Below are 20,103 nucleotides of genomic sequence, written 5' to 3' on the forward strand. Positions count from 1 at the left end.
TCAACGATCCTTGGCTTCCTTCGCATCCATTTCCGCGTTGCGCTCGGCAACACGCTTGCGCTGCTCGTCCGTCAATTCGACCTTGTTGGCGGTGTCGCGCAGCATCATCAGACCACCAACGATCGAGCCGATTGCAACAATCAGAATCAACCAGGCATACCAGGGCATAAGGTTCTCCTTGAGGGGGCGAGGGACGGACGAACATTCGCCGATCCATCGCACCTACCACTTATGAGCGAAGGTTGTTCGCAGTGGTTCCATACTACGCCCGTTCGGCCGGCTTCACCTCAAAGCCCGGTCAGCATCGCATCGGCGGGCGCGTCCGCACGCAGTTGTGCGGTGAGGATGAAGTAGACGAAGCCTACCGCCATGAACCCGAGGAAGATCAGCCCAATCAGTGCGTTGAACCAGGCCATCGCCACCAGGCACACCAGCGCCAGCAACAAGGCGATCCCCGGCACGATCGGATAACCCGGTGCGCGGAAAGTACGTTCCAGGTTGGGCTCGGTTTTACGTAGCTTGAACAGGCTGAGCATGCTCATGATGTACATGACGATGGCACCGAACACGGCCATGGTGATCATCGCCGCGGTCAGGGTCATGCCGCCGAGGTTGATCAGACCGTCGCTGTAGATCGCGGCAATGCCGATCAGTCCACCGGCGATGATCGCCCGGTGCGGGGTCTGGAAACGCGACAGTTTGGCCAGGGAGGCGGGCAGGTAGCCGGCGCGGGCCAGGGCGAAGAACTGCCGCGAGTAGCCCAGGATGATCCCGTGGAAACTCGCCACCAGGCCGAACAGGCCGATCCAGACCAGCATGTGCAGCCAGCCGGAGCTTTCGCCGACCACGGTTTTCATGGCTTGTGGCAGGGGATCGTTGATGTTCGACAGGGTGCGCCAATCGCCGACGCCGCCGGCCAGGAACATCACACCCATCGCCAGGAACACCAGGGTCAGGATGCCGCTGATGTAGGCCTTGGGAATCGTGCGTTTCGGGTCCTTGGCTTCTTCGGCGGCCATGGCCGCACCTTCGATGGCCAGGAAGAACCAGATGGCGAAGGGAATCGCGGCGAACATTCCGGCAATGGCTGGCGCGCCGAACACATCCGAACCGGCCCAGCCGTTAAGGGCGAAGCTGCTGAAACTGAATGCCGGGGCCACGACGCCCATGAACACCAGCAGTTCGGCCACCGCCAGGACGCAGACAATCAGCTCGAACGTCGCCGCCAATTTGACCCCGAGGATGTTCAGGCCCATGAACACGATATAGGCGCCGACCGCCGCGTGTTTCGGGTCCAGCGCCGGGAACTGCACGTTCAGGTAGGCACCGATGGCCAGGGCAATGGCCGGCGGCGCGAAGACGAACTCGATCAGCGTCGCCAGCCCGGCAATCAATCCGCCTTTCTCGCCGAAGGCGCGACGGCTGTAGGCAAACGGCCCGCCGGCATGAGGGATGGCGGTGGTTAGTTCGGTGAAACTGAAAATGAAGCAGGTGTACATGGCCGCCACCATGAAGGACGTCACCAGGAAACCCAGCGTTCCGGCCACGCCCCAGCCATAGCTCCAGCCGAAATACTCGCCGGAAATCACCAGGCCGACGGCAATGCCCCATAAATGCAGGGTGCCCAGGGTGGGTTTGAGTTGTGTGTTCATTGGTGGCTCCCCTCGATCCATAGCAAAAGCGCTGGGGAGTGGCAGTGCAGTGGGCGTGCCAGTGTGGCGGGAGCGGTCGTAATGGGTGAAATCGTGTCGTATCGGGGATGTTCGCTGCCGGATGCCCTGGTTTTGTGCCCCAGTTCGGAGCGTCGGCGCCTATCCGGGCCTCATCGCGAGCTAGCTCGCTCCCACAGGGGAGACACAGATTCTGTATTCACAACAGATCAAAATGTGGGAGCGAGCTTGCTCGCGATACGGCCAGCCCGGCCAACCAACCGCTCATTTTTTACACTTTCTTTATCCCCCAAGCCCTCTTTCGATCTCGTTCCTTTACAGCCTCCCTGCCGACAATCACCCCACACACGGCACGACGCCGTACCACGGAGAAATCCCATGACTGTTCTGGACGGGGTGTCGCTGCTGCTGGCAGTGGCGCTGTTCATTTATCTGCTGGTTGCGCTGTTGCGCGCCGATCGGAACTAGGAGCGGCTATGCACGGTTATGACTACGGGCTGATCTTCGCCTTTTTCGCCCTGGTGCTGATTCCGGCACCTTTTCTGGGGCGTTTTTACTACCGGGTGATGGAAGGCCAGCGCACCTGGCTTTCCCCGATCCTCGGCCCGGTGGAGCGCGGTTGCTATCGCCTGGCCGGTGTCGATTCCAGCGCTGAGCAGAGCTGGCAGAAATACACCCTGGCCATGCTTGCGTTCAATCTGGCGGGTTTTGTGTTGCTATTTGCGATTCTGCTGCTGCAGGGCCATCTGCCCCTCAATACCGAGCAACTGCCCGGCATGGAGTGGACCCAGGCCTTCAACACGGCCGTGAGTTTCATGACCAACACCAACTGGCAGTCCTACAGCGGTGAAGCGTCCCTCAGCTACCTGAGCCAGATGGTCGGCCTGACCGTGCAGAACTTCGTCAGCGCCGCCACCGGCCTGGCCGTGCTGGTGGCGCTGTGTCGCGGAATCGGGCGCAAGTCCGCCACGACATTGGGTAATTTCTGGGTCGACATGACCCGCGCCACTCTCTACGGGCTGTTGCCGCTGTGCCTGCTGTTGGCGTTGTTCCTGGTCTGGCAGGGCGTGCCGCAGACCTTCGCGCACTATGCGCACGGGGTGACCATGCAGGGCGCCGACCAAGTCATCCCGCTGGGGCCGGCCGCCAGCCAGATCGCGATCAAGCAACTGGGTACCAACGGCGGCGGTTTCTTCGGCGTCAACTCGGCGCACCCGTTCGAAAACCCGACGGCCTGGAGCAATCTGTTTGAGCTCGCGTCGATCATCCTGATTCCCGCCGCGCTGGTGTTCACCTTCGGGCATTACGTCAAGGACCTGCGTCAGAGCCGCGCGATCATCGCTTGCATGCTGGCGCTGTTCCTGATCGGTGGGGCGACGTCGCTGTGGGCCGAATACCAGCCCAACCCGGCCCTGAACGACCCTGCCATCGAACAGACCGCGCCGCTGGAAGGCAAGGAAACGCGCTTCGGCACCACCGCCACGGTGCTGTGGTCGGTGACGACCACGGCAGCGTCCAACGGCTCGGTCAACGCCATGCACGACAGTCTCAACCCGCTCAGTGGCCTGGTATCGCTGGTGAACATGATGGTCGGCGAGGTGATCTTCGGCGGCGTCGGGGCCGGGCTCTACGGCATGCTGTTGAACGTATTGATCGCCGTGTTCCTGGCCGGCTTGATGATCGGTCGCACCCCGGAATACCTGGGCAAGAAGCTGGGCGCCCGAGAGGTGCAACTGTTGGTGGCAACCCTGCTAGTGATGCCCGTCAGCGTGCTGGTGTTGGGAGCCGTCGCCGCGAGCCTGCCGGGGCCTGCCGCAGCGGTGAGCAACCCGGGTGCCCACGGCTTCAGCCAGTTGTTGTACGCCTACACCTCGGCGGGGGCGAACAACGGTTCGGCATTCGCCGGGTTCGGCGCCAATACACCCTTTCATAACCTGATGCTGGGCCTGGGCATGTTGATCGGCCGGTTCGGCTACATCCTGCCGGTGCTGGCATTGGCTGGCAGCCTGGCCTTGAAGAAGACCGCGCCGATTGGCCAGAACAGTTTTCCCACCCACGGCCCGCTGTTCGTGACCTTGTTGACCGTGACCATCCTGCTGGTGGGCGGCTTGACCTTCCTGCCGACCCTGGCGCTGGGGCCGATTGCCGAACACCTGAGCATGGGCTTCTGAGGATCTGATGATGAATATGCCGATGAGCAAAACCGTTGCCGCCAAGGCGCCGGAACAACCGAAGACCCACCTGTCGGCCCTCTGGCGGCCAGCGTTGGTGCAAGCCTTCGTCAAGCTCGATCCTCGCCAGTTGCACCGTGCCCCGGTGATGCTGGTGGTGGAACTGACCGCGATCCTCACCACCGTGTTGTGCTTCATTCCCGACACTACGGTGCCGACCTTCGTCGCCGCGCAAATTGCGCTGTGGTTGTGGTTCACCGTGCTGTTCGCCAACTTCGCCGAAGCCTTGGCCGAAGGGCGCGGCAAGGCCCGGGCCGACAGCCTCAAGGCCGGCAGCGAAGGTCTCAACGCACGTCGCCAGACTGCCAGCGGGTTTGAAACAATCCCCGCCACCCGTCTGCGCAAAGGCGATGTGGTACGCGTCGAGGCCGGCGATATGATCCCCGGCGACGGTGAGGTGATTGAAGGCATCGCTGCGGTCAACGAGGCGGCGATCACCGGTGAATCGGCGCCGGTCATCCGCGAGTCCGGCGGAGATCGCTCGGCCGTCACCGGCAATACGCGGCTGGTCTCCGACTGGCTGCTGATACGCATCACCAGCAATCCAGGCGAGTCCACCCTGGACCGCATGATCGCTTTGGTGGAAGGTGCCAAGCGCCAGAAAACGCCGAACGAGGTGGCGCTGGATATCCTGCTGATCGGCCTGACGCTGATCTTTCTGCTGGTGGTGGTGACGCTGCAACCGTTCGCCCATTTCGCCAATGCCAGCCTGCCGCTGGTGTTTCTGGTGGCGCTGTTGGTCACCTTGATTCCCACCACCATCGGCGGGCTGCTGTCGGCCATCGGCATCGCCGGGATGGACCGGTTGGTGCGCCTGAACGTGATCGCCAAATCCGGCCGTGCGGTCGAGGCGGCGGGGGACGTGCATGTGCTGATGCTGGACAAGACCGGCACCATCACCTTTGGCAATCGGCGTTGTACGGCGGTCTATGCCGCCCCTGGTGTGAGTGCCAAGGAGCTGGCCGAAGGCGCGCTGTTCGCCTCGTTGGCTGATGATACGGCCGAGGGCAAGTCCATCGTCGAGTATCTGCGAGGTTTGCACCCACAGTCCGAGCCGGGCGTCGACGCGCTGACGGCCGTGCCGTTCAGTGCCGAAACCCGTTTGTCCGGGGTGGACTATCAGGGGCGCATCTACCGCAAGGGCGCCGTGGACTCGTTGCTGGATTTCATCGGTCTTGCACGCAATGAATTGCCGCCGGCCCTGGCGCGGGAGGTCGACAAGATCGCCCAGAGCGGCGGTACGCCGTTGCTGGTGTGCGCGGACGGCAAGCTGCTCGGCGCTATTCATCTCAAGGACGTGGTCAAGCCCGGCATCCGTGAGCGTTTTGCCGAGCTGCGCAAGCTGGGGATTCGCACGGTGATGGTCACCGGCGACAACCCGCTGACTGCCGCCGCGATTGCCGCCGAGGCTGGTGTCGACGACGTGCTGGCGGAGGCCACGCCGGAGAAAAAACTGGCGCGTATCCGTCACGAGCAAAATGACGGTCGGCTGGTGGCCATGTGCGGCGACGGCGCGAACGATGCCCCGGCCCTGGCCCAGGCTGATGTCGGCATGGCGATGAACGACGGCACCCAGGCCGCGCGGGAAGCGGCCAACATGGTCGACCTCGACAGCGACCCGACCAAATTGCTCGATGTGGTGCAGATTGGCAAGGAACTGTTGGTGACCCGTGGGGCGCTGACCACCTTTTCCATCGCCAACGACATCGCCAAGTATTTCGCCATCCTGCCGGCACTGTTCGCGTCGATTTATCCACAGCTCGGCGTGCTGAACGTGATGCACCTGAGCAGCCCGCAGAGCGCGATTTTGTCGGCCATTGTCTTCAACGCCTTGATCATCGTCGTGCTCATCCCTCTGGCCCTGCGCGGCGTGCGCGTGCAAGCGGCAAGCGCGGCGGCACTGCTGAGGCGCAATCTGTTGATCTATGGGCTGGGCGGGATCCTGGTGCCGTTCGTGGGGATCAAGGCGATCGATATGTTGCTGACGGCATTGGGGCTGGTTTGACGTAGTTATCGAGATGCACCGCTGACCTTGTGGCGAGGGGATTTATCCCCGCCGGGCTGCGCAGCAGCCCCCAAGCCTGATACCTCAGTGTGTCAGGCAAACGAGAACGACTGTTTTTGGGGCTGCTGCGCAGCCCAGCGGGGATAAATCCCCTCACCACAAATGTGTTTTCAAACCGAGGATATTTGGATGTCCACTCTGATTCGCCCGGCCTTGAGCCTGTTATTGCTGATGAGCCTGATCACCGGTGTCGCCTACCCACTGGTGGTCACCGGCGTGGCGCAGGTCGCCTTTCCCACCCAAGCCAACGGCAGCCTGATCGTCGATGCCGCCGGCAAAGTTCGTGGCTCGACGCTGATCGCCCAGGACTTCACCGGCGATGCCTGGTTTCATTCACGGCCATCGGCCGGTGCCTTCGCCACGGTCGCCAGCGGCGCCAGTAATTTCTCCCCGAGCAATCCGGCCCTGGCCACACGGGTGATCGATGACGCCCGCAAACTTCAGGTGCCGGGTCAGGGGCCGGTGCCGCTGGCATTACTGACCACCTCCGGCAGCGGACTGGATCCGCACTTGCCTGCGGCGGCAATTGCCTATCAACTGGCGCGTGTCGCCGCCGCGCGCAACCTGCCGGCCTCGACCTTGCAGCAACTGCTCGACGACAACATCGAGCAACCCCTGGTGGGCCCACCGGTGGTGAATGTGCTGGCGCTGAACCTGGCCCTGGAAAAACTGTAGAACCTGTGGGAGCGAGCTTGCTCGCGATAGGGGTACATCAGTCACCATCAAGGTTGGCTGGCCTGCCGCTATCGCGAGCAAGCTCGCTCCCACAGGGTGTTCGAACCATCTGAATAAGAGAATCCCCAGCATGAGCGACTCCGGCCGCGCCGATGCACTGTTAGCCAATCTGCCCCGTAACGGCCGTGGTCGGCTCAAGGTCTTTCTTGGCGCGGCTCCGGGTGTCGGCAAGACCTACGCCATGCTGCAAGCGGCCCATGCCCAACTGCGCCAAGGCGTGATAGTCATCGCCGGGGTAGTGGAGACCCACGGTCGCAGCGAAACCGAAGCGCTGCTCGGCGGTCTGGCACAGCAGCCGTTGGTGCGTTCGGAATATCGCGGCGTGATGCTCGAGGAAATGGATCTCGACGGCTTGCTCGCCGCCCGGCCGCACCTGGTCCTGGTGGACGAACTGGCCCACAGCAACGCCCCCGGCAGCCGCCATGCCAAGCGCTGGCAGGACATTCAGGAACTGCTCGCAGCGGGCATCGACGTCTACACCACGGTCAATGTCCAGCATCTGGAAAGCCTCAACGACCAAGTACGCGGCATCACCGGGGTGCAGGTACGCGAGACGTTGCCGGACTGGGTCCTGCAGGAAGCCGATGAACTGCTGCTGATCGACCTGCCACCCCGTGAGCTGCTGGAGCGTCTGCGCGATGGCAAGGTCTACGTGCCGGAACAGGCCCGGGCGGCGATCGATGCGTTTTTCTCCCAGACCAACCTGAGCGCGTTGCGTGAGCTGGCGATGCAGACCGCCGCCGCCCAGGTCGACAATGACCTGGCCCTGGGCTATCGACAACTGGGCCAGGCCGCGCCGGCGGTGCGCGGGCGCTTGCTGGTGGGGGTGGACGGTGATGTGCAGGCTGAACGCCTGGTGCGCCATGCCAGTCGCGTCGCCCAGCGTCGGCATCTGCCGTGGAGCCTGGTGCATGTGGATAATGGCAGCGCCCGTGACGAGGCCTCGCGCCAGCGCTTGCAGAGTGCCCAGCAATTGGCTGAACGCCTCGGCGGCGAAGTAGTGCTGCTGCGGGCCGGCGAAGTGGCCAGGACGCTGATCCAGCACGCCAGCGAACGTCGCGCCACGTTGGTGCTGGTGGGCCAGTCCCGGCCGCGCCTGCGCCGACGGCTGTTTGGCGGCGGCCTCGCTTCGCGCCTGCTGCGCGATGCCCGGGGCCTGGAAATCAACGTGCTGGACAGCGATGAGCAACCGCGTCCCGCCCGTGTGCACTCAGGCGCCGTACAGACCAGGTTCGATTATGTGCTGGCGTTGCTGGCGACCGTGGTGGCCAGCGCATTGGCCTGGGGAATCTCGGGATTGCTGGCCTTGCCCAATATCTCCCTGGTGTTCCTGATGGCAGTGTTGCTGGTGGCCGTACGCAGCAGCCTCGGCCCGGCGCTGGCCTGCGCGGCGCTGTCGTTCCTGGCCTACGATTTCCTGTTCATCCCGCCGAATTTTTCCCTGACCATCCAGCGCGAAGAAGACGTGCTGACGTTGGTGTTTTTCCTGCTCATGGCGGCCCTGACCGGCAACCTGGCCGCTCGCCAGCGCCGCCAGTTGCAGGCCCTGCGCGACACCCAACAGGAAACCGGCGAACTGCTGGACCTGTCGCGCAAACTCACTGCCGCCACTGACCGCCAGGCCGTGATCAGCGCCGCCGCGCAGCACCTCAACGGTTGGCACGACTTGCAGCTATGCCTGCTAAACCGCGATAGCCAGGGCGGTTGGAAGGTCGAAAGCGGTGAGCCGTTGACCTTCACCGAAGCCGAGCGCGCGGCGGCCGATTGGTCCTGGCAGCACGATCAGTCGTCCGGCGCCGGCACCGGGACACTGCCCTCCGGGCGTTGGTGGTGGTGGCCGTTGTCGGCGGAAGGCGGGCCGCTGGCGTTGCTGGGTGTCTGCCCGAAAGAAGGCCAGCCCCTGAGTGGTCAGCGTCGCCGTTTGCTGGCGGCCCTCAGTCAGCCATTGGCCCAGGCGCTGGCCCGTGCGCAACTGGCCCAGGACCTGGAAGCGGCGCGTCTGCACGGCGAGACCGAGCAACTGCGTAGCGCTTTGCTGGCTTCCGTGTCTCACGATCTGCGTACACCGCTGACCGCCATGCGCGGCAGCATCGACAGCCTGTTGGCGCTGGGGGAGGCGATCCCGCTGGCTGATCGTCGCGAGCTGCTCGAAGGCACTCGCGATGAAGCCGAGCGGTTGGATCGCTACATCCAGAACTTGCTGGACATGACTCGTCTGGGCCACGGCGCTTTGAAACTGGCGCGGGACTGGGTGGCCCCGGCCGATATCGTTGGCAGTGCGCTGAATCGCCTGCGAGTGGTGTTGGCGCCCCTGACGCTCACGGTCGAAGTGCCGGCTGAATTGCCCTTGCTGTATGTGCATGCGGCGTTGATCGAGCAGGCTTTGGTGAACGTGCTGGAGAATGCGGCGCGGTTCTCGCCAGCCCAAGGACGCCTGCTGCTGGGCGTCGGGGCGACCGACAACGAGGTGTTTTTTGCCGTGGCCGATGAAGGCCCCGGCATTCCTGAAGAGGAGCGGGAGAAAATCTTCGATATGTTCTATACCGCCGCGCGCGGTGATCGGGGCGGGCAGGGCACAGGGTTGGGATTGGCGATCTGCCAGGGCATGGTCGGTGCCCACGGCGGGCGAATCAGCGTGGCCGATGGCCTCGACGGACGCGGCACTTGCATCACGTTGCACTTGCCGTTGCAGGCGCAACCAGGCATGGACGATGAAGCTTGAGCCTGGCTGAGATACTCTCTTGTCACTTGCGTGCCTTTCCACTGGATTGCAACGAACGAACCTCATGAGCCAGACCGCGACCCTTTTGGTCATCGATGACGAACCGCAGATCCGCAAACTCTTGCGCATCAGCTTGAGCTCCCAAGGCTACAAGGTGCTGGAAGCCGGCACCGGTGCCGAAGGGCTTGCCCAGGCGGCGCTGAACAAGCCCGATCTGCTGGTACTCGACCTGGGCCTGCCGGACATGGACGGTCAACAGGTGTTGCGCGAGTTTCGTCAATGGTCGACGGTGCCGGTGCTCGTGCTCTCGGTGCGGGCCAGCGAAGCGCAGAAAGTCGAGGCGCTGGACAACGGTGCCAACGATTACGTGACCAAGCCGTTCGGCATTCAGGAATTCCTCGCCCGCATCCGTGCCTTGTTGCGCCAGGCCCCGGCCGGCGAGCCACAGGAGGCCGCGCTGAAGTTCGGCCCGCTGACGGTGGACCTGGCCTATCGACGGGTGCTGCTGGACGGCACCGAAGTGGCCCTGACCCGTAAGGAGTACGCCGTCCTGGCGCAACTGGCGCGACACCCGGGGCGGGTCATCACCCAGCAGCAATTGCTCAAGGACATCTGGGGCCCGACCCACACCGAAGACAGTCATTACCTGCGGATCGTGGTCGGTCACCTGCGCCAGAAGCTGGCCGACGATCCGACCCGACCGCGGTTCATCGTGACCGAGGCGGGGGTGGGGTATCGGTTGTTGGGGGAGGGTGGGCTTTAGTTCTGTGTTGTCCGGGCTGCCGCCATCGCGAGCAAGCTCGCTCCCACAGGGTTCACCGCAGACTCAGCGTGGGAGCGAGCTTGCTCGCGATGAGGCCCCCACAGTCAGCGCAAATGCCTAGTTCTGTTCACGCTCATAGCGGTCCAGGGTATCGCTGGCAATCTCCCGCCCCAAGGCGATCAACTCCGGCGCTTTGTAGAACTCGAAAAACCGGCACACCCGTTTCGGCACGTTGATCAGCACATCCGGCGGGTAACCGGCGATCTTGTACTGGGCCAGCGAGGTCTGCATCACTTCGAAACTCTGGTTGATCAAGTCCAGCAACGAAGCCGGGCCGACGTTATCGATGATGAATGAACCGGTGGCGGATTTCGGTGCGCCTTCGTTCTCTGGCGCGGCAGCCGGTTGTTGGCCCTCGGGCTCGGCCGAGTCGATCCACGGGTTGATGTCGGCGGCCTCGGCCTTCAAGGCTTCCTGCTCCAGCAGCAACAACTGCTCGGCCTGCTTGCGGCGAAACGGCAGGCGCGAGCCCAGGGAACTGACCAGGGTGTCGAAGCGGCGCCTGAACGCGGCGGGGCGCGGGATCACCGGTAATCGGTACTGTTTCTGGTTGGTGGCGTTGAGGTTGACCGCGATGATCAAATCGCAGTGGCTCGACACCACCGGCACGATCGGCAACGGATTGAGCAGGCCGCCATCCACCAGCATGCGATTGCCTTGCATCACGGGTGTGAACAGGCTGGGAATCGCCGCCGAGGCGCGCATTGCCTGGTGCAGACAGCCTTCCTGGAACCAGATTTCCTGCTGGTTGGTCAGGTCGGTCGCGACGGCGGTGTAGGGGATACGCAAGTCTTCAATGTTGAGTTCGCCGACGATCTTGCGGATCTGCCCAAAGACCTTCTCGCCGCGGATCGCCCCCAGGCGAAAACTGACGTCCACCAGGCGCAGAACATCCAGGTAATCCAGGCTTTCGATCCAGTTGCGGTACTCCTCGAGCTTGCCCGCCGCATAGATCCCTCCCACGACAGCCCCCATGGAACAACCGGCGATGCAGGCAATGTCGTAGCCACGTCGTTCGATTTCTTCGATCACCCCGATATGGGCATAGCCCCGGGCGCCACCCGAGCCCAATACCAATGCGACACGTTTTGTCATGACCCGGCCTCTTGTCGAACAGACTTCAACAATGCACTCATCGACGGCTCGGCTCAATCGTTGTGGCGAAGACGTCGTTTTTTGACACGCTGCGACGGCATTTGCGTATGCTCGGCCACGCTTGAATTTACGCGGTCAAGCAAGGCACTTTTCGCCGTTGCCACCGTCTTAACAGCACGACTGTTGACCTGACCTGAGGTGTTATTGATGAAAGCCCGGATCCGCCTGCCCTTGGTGGCATCTTTGATGATTTTGGCCCTGGCCGGTTGCGCAGGCAAAACCGCTTACCGCGACAGTTGTGGCAGCCAGCTCGACAGCGCCTGGCGTGAACTGGACCTGGCCAAGGCCGAAGGCTTTGCCGGCACCGTCAGCTACTCCAAGGCCTTGTCTCTGCTGACGGGCGCCAAGACCCAGCAGCAATTCGAAGCGTTCGAAGGCTGCTCCAAGAAAGCCGAGAAGGCGCGTTTCTACATTCGCGAATCCCGCGCGGGACGATAAAGGCAGCCGCAAGCTACAAGCTGCAAGAGGGCGATACCCGCTGCTTCCACTTGCAGCTCAAAGCTGCGTACGGAGTACGTTCCATGATCGATCGGCTGGTGGCCCGCATACTGGGCCTGGAAGTCCGCCTGTTGGCCTGTCAGGCCCGCTTGAATGCCCACACCGACAGCGAAGCGCTGCATGACCTGCGGACCACGGTACGCCGTTTGCGCAGCCTGCTTCGTCCGTTGCGCGGATTGCCCGGCGTCGAACAACTGGAAGCAGCGGCTTCGGCGGTGGGCACCCTGACCACGCCCCTGCGCGACCGGGAGGTGTTGGCGGCTTACCTTGAACAACATGGCCAGGCCGAAGCGGCGCGGCGACGCCAGATACAAATGGCCGATGCCTATCCCGCCGTGGCCGCGAGTGTTGAACTGGCCCAGTTGCTGATGATGCTCGATGCCTTCCCGCGCTTCGTTCGCGCCGCCCAACGTGAGGGGCTGCTGAAGGGCTTGCGCAAACGCATCGAAAAGCGCCTGGACAAACAGTGGAAGAAACTCGGCGAAGCCCTGCGTGATCCCGCCCATGACCGCCACCGGTTGCGCCTGCTGATCAAGCGCGTGCGCTACGCCATCGAAGCTTACCCTGAGCTCGACCGCCTGCCCGAAGCCGCCATGCCACGGCTCAAGTCCGCCCAGGGCGCGCTGGGCGACTGGCACGATTGCTGGCAATGGCTGGCCAGGGCCAAGGAAGAAACCGACCTGCAAGCTTGCGTGCCCACCTGGCACGCCACGATGGAAAAGGCCGAGGCCAAGTCCGACAAGGTGCTCGACAAGCTGATTGCCAGTTGCTTCGAAAAATCCTGAATCCACTCCCTTTCCCCTTGTGGGAGCGAGCTTGCTCGCGATGGCGGTGGGTCAGTTTGCATACAGGTTGACTGATACACCGCCATCGCGAGCAAGCCCGCTCCCACAGTAGGGCGGGGGTGGATTCGAGATCCTCGGCTTTTCTGTCAGCCTCTTTGGCCGGAATGAGCCCTGTGCCGCCTGCCTGGGCTGGTTAAGATGCCGTCATCCTTTTTCCCCGTTTTCGAGGTCGTCATGCGCTTTTCCGAGTTGATCGATGCCGTGCGCCGGCAGCCAGGTGCGGTGACCATCGCGCCCGAATGGGGCCAGGGCCGGGCCACTTTTGGCGGTTTGGTGGCGGCGCTGCAATATGAGGCGATGCGTGCCCAAGTGCCGGCGGATCGCCCGGTGCGTTCCCTGGCGATTACCTTTGTCGGCCCGGTCGAGCCCGACGTGCCGGTCAATTTCGAAGTCGACGTGTTGCGAGAAGGCAAGGCGGTAAGCCAAGTGTTGGGACGCGCGGTGCAGAACGGTCAGGTGGTGACTGTGGTGCAAGGCAGCTTTGGTGCCTCGCGCTCGTCCGTGGTGGCGGTACAGGCCGATCCCGCGCCGGAATTCAAGAGCGTGGAGCAATCCCAGGAGCTGCCTTACGTCAAGGGCATGACCCCGGAATTCATGCGGCACCTGGCGATGCGCTGGAGCGTCGGTGGCGTGCCGTTCAGCGGCAATAAATCCCGGAGCATGGGCGGCTGGGTGCGCTTGCGCGGCGATGTGCAGGATGAGCCGCTGAACGAAAGCCATATCCTGGCCTTGGTGGACGCCTGGCCCCCGGCGTTGTTGCCTCACCTCTCGCAAATGGCCCCGGGCAGCACGCTCACGTGGACCATCGAGTTCGTCCAGCCGCTGCTGGACCTCACGACGCTGGACTGGTGCAAATACCTGGCCGAGATCGAACATGCCCAGGACGGCTACGGCCATATTGCCGCGAAGTTCTGGAGCGCCGATGGCCGCTTGATCGCCCTGAGCCGGCAGACGGTAACGATCTTCGGGTAAGGCCGCTTTGGCTAAGGTTTACGGTGGTGACGGTGGCGATCACGCCAGGCGCGCCACCAGCCCCCGCTGAGAAAGAACCGTGGAAAAGTCAGGAACTGCTCCACTAGCAGGCGTGACACGGCATCCTTGCGATCGCTGAACGGCTCGGAGGCCTGGGCCTCCAGGCTGTGTCCGTGACGCTGCAATCCGAGTGCCGCGAGCAGGCCGATGACGCCGATGGCGATGTCCCCCAGGCTCAAGCTGAACACGCCCGTCACAATCAGCAGAAACGCGATGATGAACAGCGGCACGGCAATCAGGTGCAACACCAGGTTGGTGGGGTGGCGATGATTGTCGGGGTAGGCGCGCCATTGCCAGGCTGGAAGATTGGGATGACGTTTGCCCATGATGCTATTCCCTCTATTCGTGTGCACTTATGCTTGAAGAATAGGTGCCTGCCAGGGCGCCTGCGAATCGAGGTTGGTTATCGGGGCGATAGAGTTTCAAAAATTACATTTGGGTTGACTGTACTGGCCTCTTCGCGAGTGAGCTCGCTCCCACATGGGGTCTGTCGGGTTCACAAACTTTTGTGTCCGACTCGATCCGATGTGGGAGCGAGCTTGCTCGCGAAGGCCACCTCAAAGTTTGAGCTGCCCAATCGCCTTGCTCAGCTCGCCCGCCAACGTTGCCAATTCATCGCTGGTGGTGGCTGAATCGACGGTCTGGCGCACAGTGTTTTCGGTCACGTCGCGAATGCTCACCACCGCCCGGTTCATTTCCTCGGCGACGTGGCTTTGTTGCTCGGCCGCGACCGCGATCTGGGTGTTGCTCTCGCGCATTTGGGCCACCGCTGCGGTGATCTGTGCCAGCGCATCGCCGGCCTCGCGGGCCTGTTGCACGCAATCGTCGGCCTTGAGCGAACTCTCCTGCATGAAGTCCACCGCGTCCCGGGTGCCGGCTTGCAGGGCCGAGACCATGGTGGTGATTTCATCCGTGGAGGCCTGTACCCGCTTGGCCAGGTTGCGCACCTCGTCGGCCACCACGGCAAAACCTCGGCCCATTTCCCCGGCCCGCGCCGCTTCGATGGCCGCGTTCAGGGCCAGCAGATTGGTTTGCTCGGCGATGCTGTGTATTACATTGACCACGCTGTTGATCTTCTGACTGTCTTCGGCCAGGCGCTGGATCATTTCGGCAGTCTGCTGCACCCCCGCCGACAACCCGGTGATCGACTGTTGCACCCGGCCGACCACTTCGTGACCGTTGCCGGCCAAGGTGTCGGCGGTTTTCGACAGGTCGCGGGTGGCGCCGGCGTGCTGGGCGATGTGATAAACCGTGGCGGACATTTCGTTGATCGCCGTGGCTGCCTGATCGGTTTCGCTTTGCTGGCCGAGCATGCCGTGGCGAACATCGTTCATGCTCGACGCCAGGCGCGCCGCACCACTGTCCAACTGCCGGGCAGTGCTGGCAACGGTGTCGACCACCCGTTGATAACCGGCCTGCATGGCGTTGAACGCCGCCGCCATCTGGCCCACTTCGTCCTTGCAGGCCAGAGGCACACGGGCGGACAGGTCACCGGTTTTTTCCACATGCAGCATTACGTCCTTGAGCGTGTTGAGCTGGCTGAGCAAAAAGCGGATCAACAGCTGCGATGCGCCCAGCATTGCCAGCATCAATACGAACACGGCCATGGCGTATTGGCTGAAGCGTTCACCGAACACTTGGCTCAGGCTTACCCCTTGGGCCAACACCGCGAGTGATTGTCCGTCAGCTCGACGGATTACTTGGGCACCCAGCAACGGATCGTCGCCAAGCAGCGGCCCGGCATCGAGTTCGATCCAGCCATCAACCTGAGCCAGCGAAGGCAGCGGTCGTTCGTTGAACACCGGGACCTGGTCGCGCCGGAATGCCAAGAGATCGCCAGCCCTGGGCAACGGTTGCCCGGCAGGCCAGGCATTGAGCACCTGTGCTTGGGCCTGGGCGTTTGCCTGGGCTGCGTGGTTGCGCGCCTGCTGTTCGAGGTGCACCGCGTAGAGCACCAGGAGCAAGGTGGTGATAAAGGCGACCGCATTGACCGCCCAGAATTTGTATTTCAACGAGATATTGCTAAGCCAGGCACCCATGGAAGGTTTTCTCTGATAGCGGAAACAGCATTGGCAAGGTGCCATTATTCTGCCGCTATTCAGGCGCCGGGATTTTGATGTGGGTCAACAGACAACAGAGTCCCTGTGGGAGCGGGCTTGCTCGCGAATGCGGTGGATCAGCAAATACAGCGGTGATTGACCCAACCCATTCGCGAGCAAGCCCGCTCCCACAGGGAATCTGTGTTTATTCGGTAATGGCGGGCAACCCGAAAAACGCTCGGGCGCAGGCGCTGCTGTGGGCTGCCAGGTCTTCCTGGGTTTCGTCCCGGTGCAAAGCCACTTCGCGCAGGACTTCCGTCAGGTAGGCCGGCTCGTTGCGCCCGTTCTTGGGTTTGGGCCGCAGCGTGCGGGGCAGCAGGTAGGGCGCGTCGCTTTCGAGCATCAGCCGGCCACGGGGTATTTCGCGCACCAACGGGTGCAGGTGCGTACCCCGGCGTTCGTCGCAGATCCAGCCAGTGATACCAATATGCAGGTCGAGATCGAGGTAGCTGAACAACGCTTTTTTTTCCCCGGTGAAGCAGTGCACCACCGCCGCCGGCAATTGATCGCGAAACTCCCGGAGAATGTCCAGCAAGCGCTGGTCGGCGTCGCGCTCATGCAGGAAGACCGGTAATTGCAGCTCGACCGCCAGGGCGAGGTGTTCCTCCAGGACCTTTTCCTGCTGGGAGCGGGGCGAGAAGTCTCGGTTGAAATCCAGTCCGCATTCACCCACCGCGCGCACGCGGCTGTGCATCAGCAGGTCCTTGAGGTGCCGGGCGCTATCGGCGGTCCACTCGCTGGCGCTGTGGGGGTGAATGCCAGCGGTGGAAAACAGTCGTTCCCCGGTCTCGTCGAGGTGTTGGCACAATTGCAGGGCCTGTTCGCTGCCCTCGATGCTGGTGCCGGTCAAGACCAGTTGGCAGACCCCGGATGCATAGGCGCGCTCAAGCACCGCCTGGTGTTTGTCGGTGAAACTGGGGTTGGTCAGGTTGACGCCGATATCGATGAGTTGCATGGTGCTACCTCGGCCCAAAGGCCGGAAAGCATATCAGAGCTGTAGATTTATAAGAAAAGCCAAGAACTACAATGAGTTGAGGCTGTCTGTTAAGGCCGCGAGACACATAGGGTTGGTATAAAAGCCATCACTGTGCCAGTCTTCCGCACTTTTTCAGCGCCCCTGGCGCTCTGTTTCTGTCGACTCAGTCTCGTGTTTCATGGGGGCGGTCCGCAGTGGTCCTTCCGGAGAGTGGATGACACGTCCCCAGGTATTGTTACTGTTGTGTTGTTCGCTGCTGTTGCCGATACCGGCCGAAGCACGGCTGCCCGGGCCGGTGCAGGCGGCGCCGGGCACGGTGCGCGACCTGGCGCAGATCCGCAGCAGCCGTGTGTTGAAGGTTTTGGTCAACCAGAGCCGCAACAGCTCCGGTGAAGTCCAGGGGCAACCCATTGGCGTCGAATACCATCGGCTGCGTGCTTTCGAGCAATATCTCAACGGCCATGCCCGGGACGGCCAGGAAATCACCCTCAAGATCATTCCCAAGGCCAAGGACCAACTGCTCGGTGCCTTGCAGCGCGGGGAGGGCGATCTTGTCGCGCCGGGTGAGCTGCTTGAGCCTCAGGCCGGCCATGCCGTCAGCGCCAGCAATCCGATCCGTACCGATGTGCCTTTGCTGTTGGTGGGCATCAAGGGAGAGAAGCGTTACACACGCGTGGAGCAACTTTCCGGCAAGACCCTGGCCCTGCCCAACGGCAGTGCGGCCGGGGATGCCGTGAGCCAGATCAACCAGAAACTGGCGCTGCTCAAACTGCCGCCAGTGAAGATCGAATGGGTCGATCCTACCCTGGCCGTGGAAGATGTCCTGGAGATGGTCCAGGGCGGGATTTTCCATTTGACCATCGTCGAGCAACCCATTGCCGAGCGCTGGGGCAAGATTCTGCCCAAGCTGCGCTTCGACCGCCAGGTGCTGATTGGCGAGCCGGGTGACGAGTATTGGTTCGTTCGCCGTGACGCCGCCATGCTGCGGGCGAGCATCGACCGGTTCCTGGCGACCTATAAGGTGCCCGACAATCAGGACGCGGCATTCCTGCGCATCTACCGGCGTTTGTACCAGGTTCACTATCCGCTGGCCCGGGCCAATCGCCAACGCTTGGAAAAGCTGCGCCCGGTGCTGCAAAAGCATGCCGATGCCCAAGGCATGGACTGGCTCAACCTGGCGGCCCTGGCTTTCAAGGAATCCGCCCTGCAACCCAATGCCCGCAGCGGTGCAGGCCCCACCGGCCTGATGCAGATCACCCCGGCGGCAGCCCAGCGGGTCGGAGTCGATAACATCCAGAACGTGGACGCCAACGTGCAGGCCGGCGCCAAGTACCTGGCCCTCATCCGCCGCAAGTTCTTTGCCAGCCCCAAGCTCAACGATCGCGAACGCATGGCCTTCGTCCTGGCGGCCTACAACATGGGCCCCGAGCGCGTCCAAGGCATGCGAGCCGAGGCCCGGCGGCGGGGGCTGAACCCCAACCAATGGTTTTTCCAGGTCGAACGTATCGCCATGGAGCAGGTAGGAATGGGCGCCGTCAGCTATGTTAATAGTGTGAATAAGTACTACCTGGCGTTTGATCGTGAACGGGAGTCCCTGGAACCGAAGGAGCAAAAGGTTGCATTGCGTAAGTGATCGAATAAATTGATTGGTATTACGGATTTTTTCCGCTTTTAACATGAATTTTATTGATTAATATAGCGGCCAACTCTACTACTCCCAAGGAATGACCTTATGAGCACTCTCATCAACAAAGTTCTGTTCACCCGCGCCGGCTATGGCTTGACTGTCCTGCGCATCGCCGTCGGTGTCATATTTGCCGCCCACGGCGCGCAGAAACTCTTTGGCCTGTTCGGTGGCTACGGCCTTGCAGGCACGGCGCAGTGGATGGAAAGCATCGGCCTGACCCCGGGCTATGTGATGGCGACACTGGCGGGCGGTACGGAGTTTTTCGCCGGGCTGGCGCTGATCGTCGGTCTGCTGGCGCGTCCTGCGGCACTGGGCCTGGCCTTCCTGTCGCTGGTGGCGATTTTCTCCGTGCACATCGGTAACGGCTTGTTCATGGCCAACAACGGTTATGAGTTCGCCCTGGCGTTGCTGGCGGGCAGTATGGCCGTGCTGATTGAAGGGGCGGGCAAGTTGTCGGTCGATCGCGCCATCGCGGGTTGAGTGCACGATTGGAACCCGAGGCCCGTCTTGTACGGGCCTTTTTATGGGGAGTGATTCTTGACACTGGCCGGTCAGCTTCTCTAGGATGCCGCTCATGCGCCGATTTAAACAGCTACTTGCGGGGCGCCAGGTGACTCATCCCGTTGCCGATAGAAGCCGGAAAGACACGGCTTCGAAATACCGCTAAAGCGCTGGTTCGGTGTTGCCTCTCACCTGCCATGCAGACTTTCGAGGCAGAGACACGACACGATGAACGCACCCAGCCCCCTTGTACGTCTTGCGCCGATCACGGCGAACCTTGTGCAACGCAACCCGAAAATTCTCCTGGGCGGCACTCACCAGCCAACACTCTTGCGTTACCTCGACGGCTGGCCGCGTCGCAACCACGGGCCTGCCGCTTTCCTGATCCAGTTTGTCGAAGACGGTGAGTCACTGGCGCGTTTTGCCAATGACAGCTTCGACCTGGCTGTCATCCAGTCCCCCAGCGCAGCGGACGCTCCTGAAATGATCCGGCAACTGACCCGTGTCGCACGGCAGGGCTTGATCACGCGCCGTTGAGGTGAGGTTACGGATACGCGATGTCCACGATGTAGACCCGTTTTTCGCCCGTGGGCGTCTGGACGCTGACCTCGGCGTCCAGGGCCTTGCCGATCAGCGCCCGTGCCAACGGCGAGTCGATGCTGATCAGGTTCTGTTTCAGGTCCAGCTCGTCCGGGCCGACGATGCGGTAGCGTGATTCCTTGCCGTCCTCATCTTCAACCGTGACCCAGGCGCCAAAATACACCTTGTTCGGATCGCTGGGTTTCTCACTGACCACTTTGAGCGCTTCGAGGCGCTTGGTGAGGAAACGCACGCGACTGTCGATTTCCCGCAACATTTTCTTGCCGTAGGTGTATTCGGCATTTTCCGAACGATCACCCTGGGCCGCCGCCTCGCTGACCGCCTGGGTCACCTGGGGACGGCGCACATGCCACAGCTCATGGAATTCAGCGCGCATCCGCGCTTCACCCTCGGGGGTGATCAGCGCGGTGCCTGCGGTGCGGGGTGGGCGATAACGGCTCATGGCAACTTCTTGTGATAGCGAA

General features: G+C 62.5%; 19 protein-coding genes. 12 read left to right on the forward strand and 7 right to left on the reverse strand.

Annotated elements, in window-relative coordinates:
* The gene (locus tag AB7M32_RS12850) at positions 1–168 is read right to left on the reverse strand and encodes a DUF2897 family protein (RefSeq protein WP_003183831.1); all 168 of its coding nucleotides are present in this window, start codon (positions 166–168) and stop codon (positions 1–3) included.
* A gap of 119 nt (positions 169–287) precedes the next feature.
* Positions 288–1,652: an ethanolamine permease gene (eat, locus tag AB7M32_RS12855; RefSeq protein WP_072408386.1), complete on the reverse strand. Its 1,365-nt coding sequence runs from the start codon at positions 1,650–1,652 to the stop codon at positions 288–290.
* Between the two features lie 396 nt (positions 1,653–2,048).
* Here eat and kdpF point away from each other — a divergent pair, with 396 nt between their 5' ends.
* The 6 genes from kdpF (at position 2,049) to AB7M32_RS12885 (ending at position 10,186) form a co-directional block, all read left to right on the forward strand.
* Complete coding sequence (kdpF, locus tag AB7M32_RS12860; protein WP_454250105.1) at positions 2,049–2,138, forward strand: K(+)-transporting ATPase subunit F; 90 nt, start codon at positions 2,049–2,051, stop codon at positions 2,136–2,138.
* Between the two features lie 8 nt (positions 2,139–2,146).
* Complete coding sequence (gene kdpA, locus AB7M32_RS12865) at positions 2,147–3,841, forward strand: potassium-transporting ATPase subunit KdpA (RefSeq protein WP_454250106.1); 1,695 nt, start codon at positions 2,147–2,149, stop codon at positions 3,839–3,841.
* Positions 3,842–3,851: 10 nt separating this feature from the next.
* A complete protein-coding gene (gene kdpB / locus AB7M32_RS12870) occupies positions 3,852–5,906 on the forward strand; it encodes a potassium-transporting ATPase subunit KdpB (protein WP_454250107.1) in 2,055 nt (684 codons plus the stop codon).
* Between the two features lie 189 nt (positions 5,907–6,095).
* A complete protein-coding gene (gene kdpC / locus AB7M32_RS12875; RefSeq protein ID WP_454250108.1) occupies positions 6,096–6,641 on the forward strand; it encodes a potassium-transporting ATPase subunit KdpC in 546 nt (181 codons plus the stop codon).
* A 130-nt stretch (positions 6,642–6,771) separates the two neighbouring features.
* A complete protein-coding gene (locus AB7M32_RS12880; RefSeq protein ID WP_454250109.1) occupies positions 6,772–9,423 on the forward strand; it encodes a DUF4118 domain-containing protein in 2,652 nt (883 codons plus the stop codon).
* A 64-nt stretch (positions 9,424–9,487) separates the two neighbouring features.
* Positions 9,488–10,186, forward strand: a complete 699-nt coding sequence (locus AB7M32_RS12885) for a response regulator (protein ID WP_454250110.1) — start codon at positions 9,488–9,490, stop codon at positions 10,184–10,186.
* A 117-nt stretch (positions 10,187–10,303) separates the two neighbouring features.
* On the opposite strand, the gene AB7M32_RS12890 is transcribed toward AB7M32_RS12885, so the two are convergent.
* Entirely contained in the window at positions 10,304–11,341 is a 1,038-nt protein-coding gene (locus AB7M32_RS12890) for a patatin-like phospholipase family protein (RefSeq protein WP_454250111.1), read from the reverse strand.
* A 207-nt stretch (positions 11,342–11,548) separates the two neighbouring features.
* On the opposite strand from AB7M32_RS12890, the gene AB7M32_RS12895 reads away from it, so the two are divergent.
* The 3 genes from AB7M32_RS12895 to AB7M32_RS12905 all read left to right on the forward strand — a co-directional run bounded on the left by AB7M32_RS12895 (position 11,549) and on the right by AB7M32_RS12905 (position 13,716).
* Positions 11,549–11,839 carry a hypothetical protein gene (locus AB7M32_RS12895; RefSeq protein ID WP_060738562.1) on the forward strand — a complete coding sequence of 97 codons (291 nt, stop codon included), beginning with the start codon at positions 11,549–11,551 and terminating at the stop codon, positions 11,837–11,839.
* Positions 11,840–11,922: 83 nt separating this feature from the next.
* Positions 11,923–12,684, forward strand: coding sequence for a CHAD domain-containing protein (locus AB7M32_RS12900; protein WP_454250112.1), 762 nt, complete (start codon positions 11,923–11,925; stop codon positions 12,682–12,684).
* Between the two features lie 234 nt (positions 12,685–12,918).
* The gene (locus AB7M32_RS12905) at positions 12,919–13,716 is read left to right on the forward strand and encodes an acyl-CoA thioesterase (RefSeq protein WP_454250113.1); all 798 of its coding nucleotides are present in this window, start codon (positions 12,919–12,921) and stop codon (positions 13,714–13,716) included.
* 11 nt (positions 13,717–13,727) lie between these two features.
* Here AB7M32_RS12905 and AB7M32_RS12910 read toward each other — a convergent pair whose 3' ends face one another.
* The 3 genes from AB7M32_RS12910 to AB7M32_RS12920 form a co-directional block, all read right to left on the reverse strand.
* Entirely contained in the window at positions 13,728–14,102 is a 375-nt protein-coding gene (locus AB7M32_RS12910; protein ID WP_072408369.1) for a terminase, read from the reverse strand.
* A gap of 231 nt (positions 14,103–14,333) precedes the next feature.
* On the reverse strand, positions 14,334–15,815 hold the full coding sequence (locus AB7M32_RS12915) for a methyl-accepting chemotaxis protein (RefSeq protein ID WP_454250114.1): 1,482 nt from the start codon (positions 15,813–15,815) through the stop codon (positions 14,334–14,336).
* Positions 15,816–16,020: 205 nt separating this feature from the next.
* Positions 16,021–16,830 (reverse strand): TatD family hydrolase, encoded by an 810-nt coding sequence (locus AB7M32_RS12920; RefSeq protein ID WP_454250115.1) that lies wholly within the window; start codon positions 16,828–16,830, stop codon positions 16,021–16,023.
* A gap of 235 nt (positions 16,831–17,065) precedes the next feature.
* Here AB7M32_RS12920 and AB7M32_RS12925 point away from each other — a divergent pair, with 235 nt between their 5' ends.
* The 3 genes from AB7M32_RS12925 (at position 17,066) to AB7M32_RS12935 (ending at position 19,576) form a co-directional block, all read left to right on the forward strand.
* Complete coding sequence (locus tag AB7M32_RS12925; RefSeq protein WP_454250116.1) at positions 17,066–18,484, forward strand: transglycosylase SLT domain-containing protein; 1,419 nt, start codon at positions 17,066–17,068, stop codon at positions 18,482–18,484.
* A gap of 99 nt (positions 18,485–18,583) precedes the next feature.
* The gene (locus AB7M32_RS12930; RefSeq protein ID WP_454250117.1) at positions 18,584–19,018 is read left to right on the forward strand and encodes a DoxX family protein; all 435 of its coding nucleotides are present in this window, start codon (positions 18,584–18,586) and stop codon (positions 19,016–19,018) included.
* Between the two features lie 249 nt (positions 19,019–19,267).
* Positions 19,268–19,576, forward strand: a complete 309-nt coding sequence (locus AB7M32_RS12935; protein WP_024618163.1) for a hypothetical protein — start codon at positions 19,268–19,270, stop codon at positions 19,574–19,576.
* Positions 19,577–19,583: 7 nt separating this feature from the next.
* Here the strand turns inward: AB7M32_RS12935 and greB are convergent, their stop codons facing one another.
* Positions 19,584–20,081: a transcription elongation factor GreB gene (gene greB, locus AB7M32_RS12940; RefSeq protein ID WP_003199337.1), complete on the reverse strand. Its 498-nt coding sequence runs from the start codon at positions 20,079–20,081 to the stop codon at positions 19,584–19,586.
* Positions 20,082–20,103: the final 22 nt, after the last annotated feature.

This window comes from Pseudomonas sp. R151218B TE3479 (genome assembly GCF_053629195.1).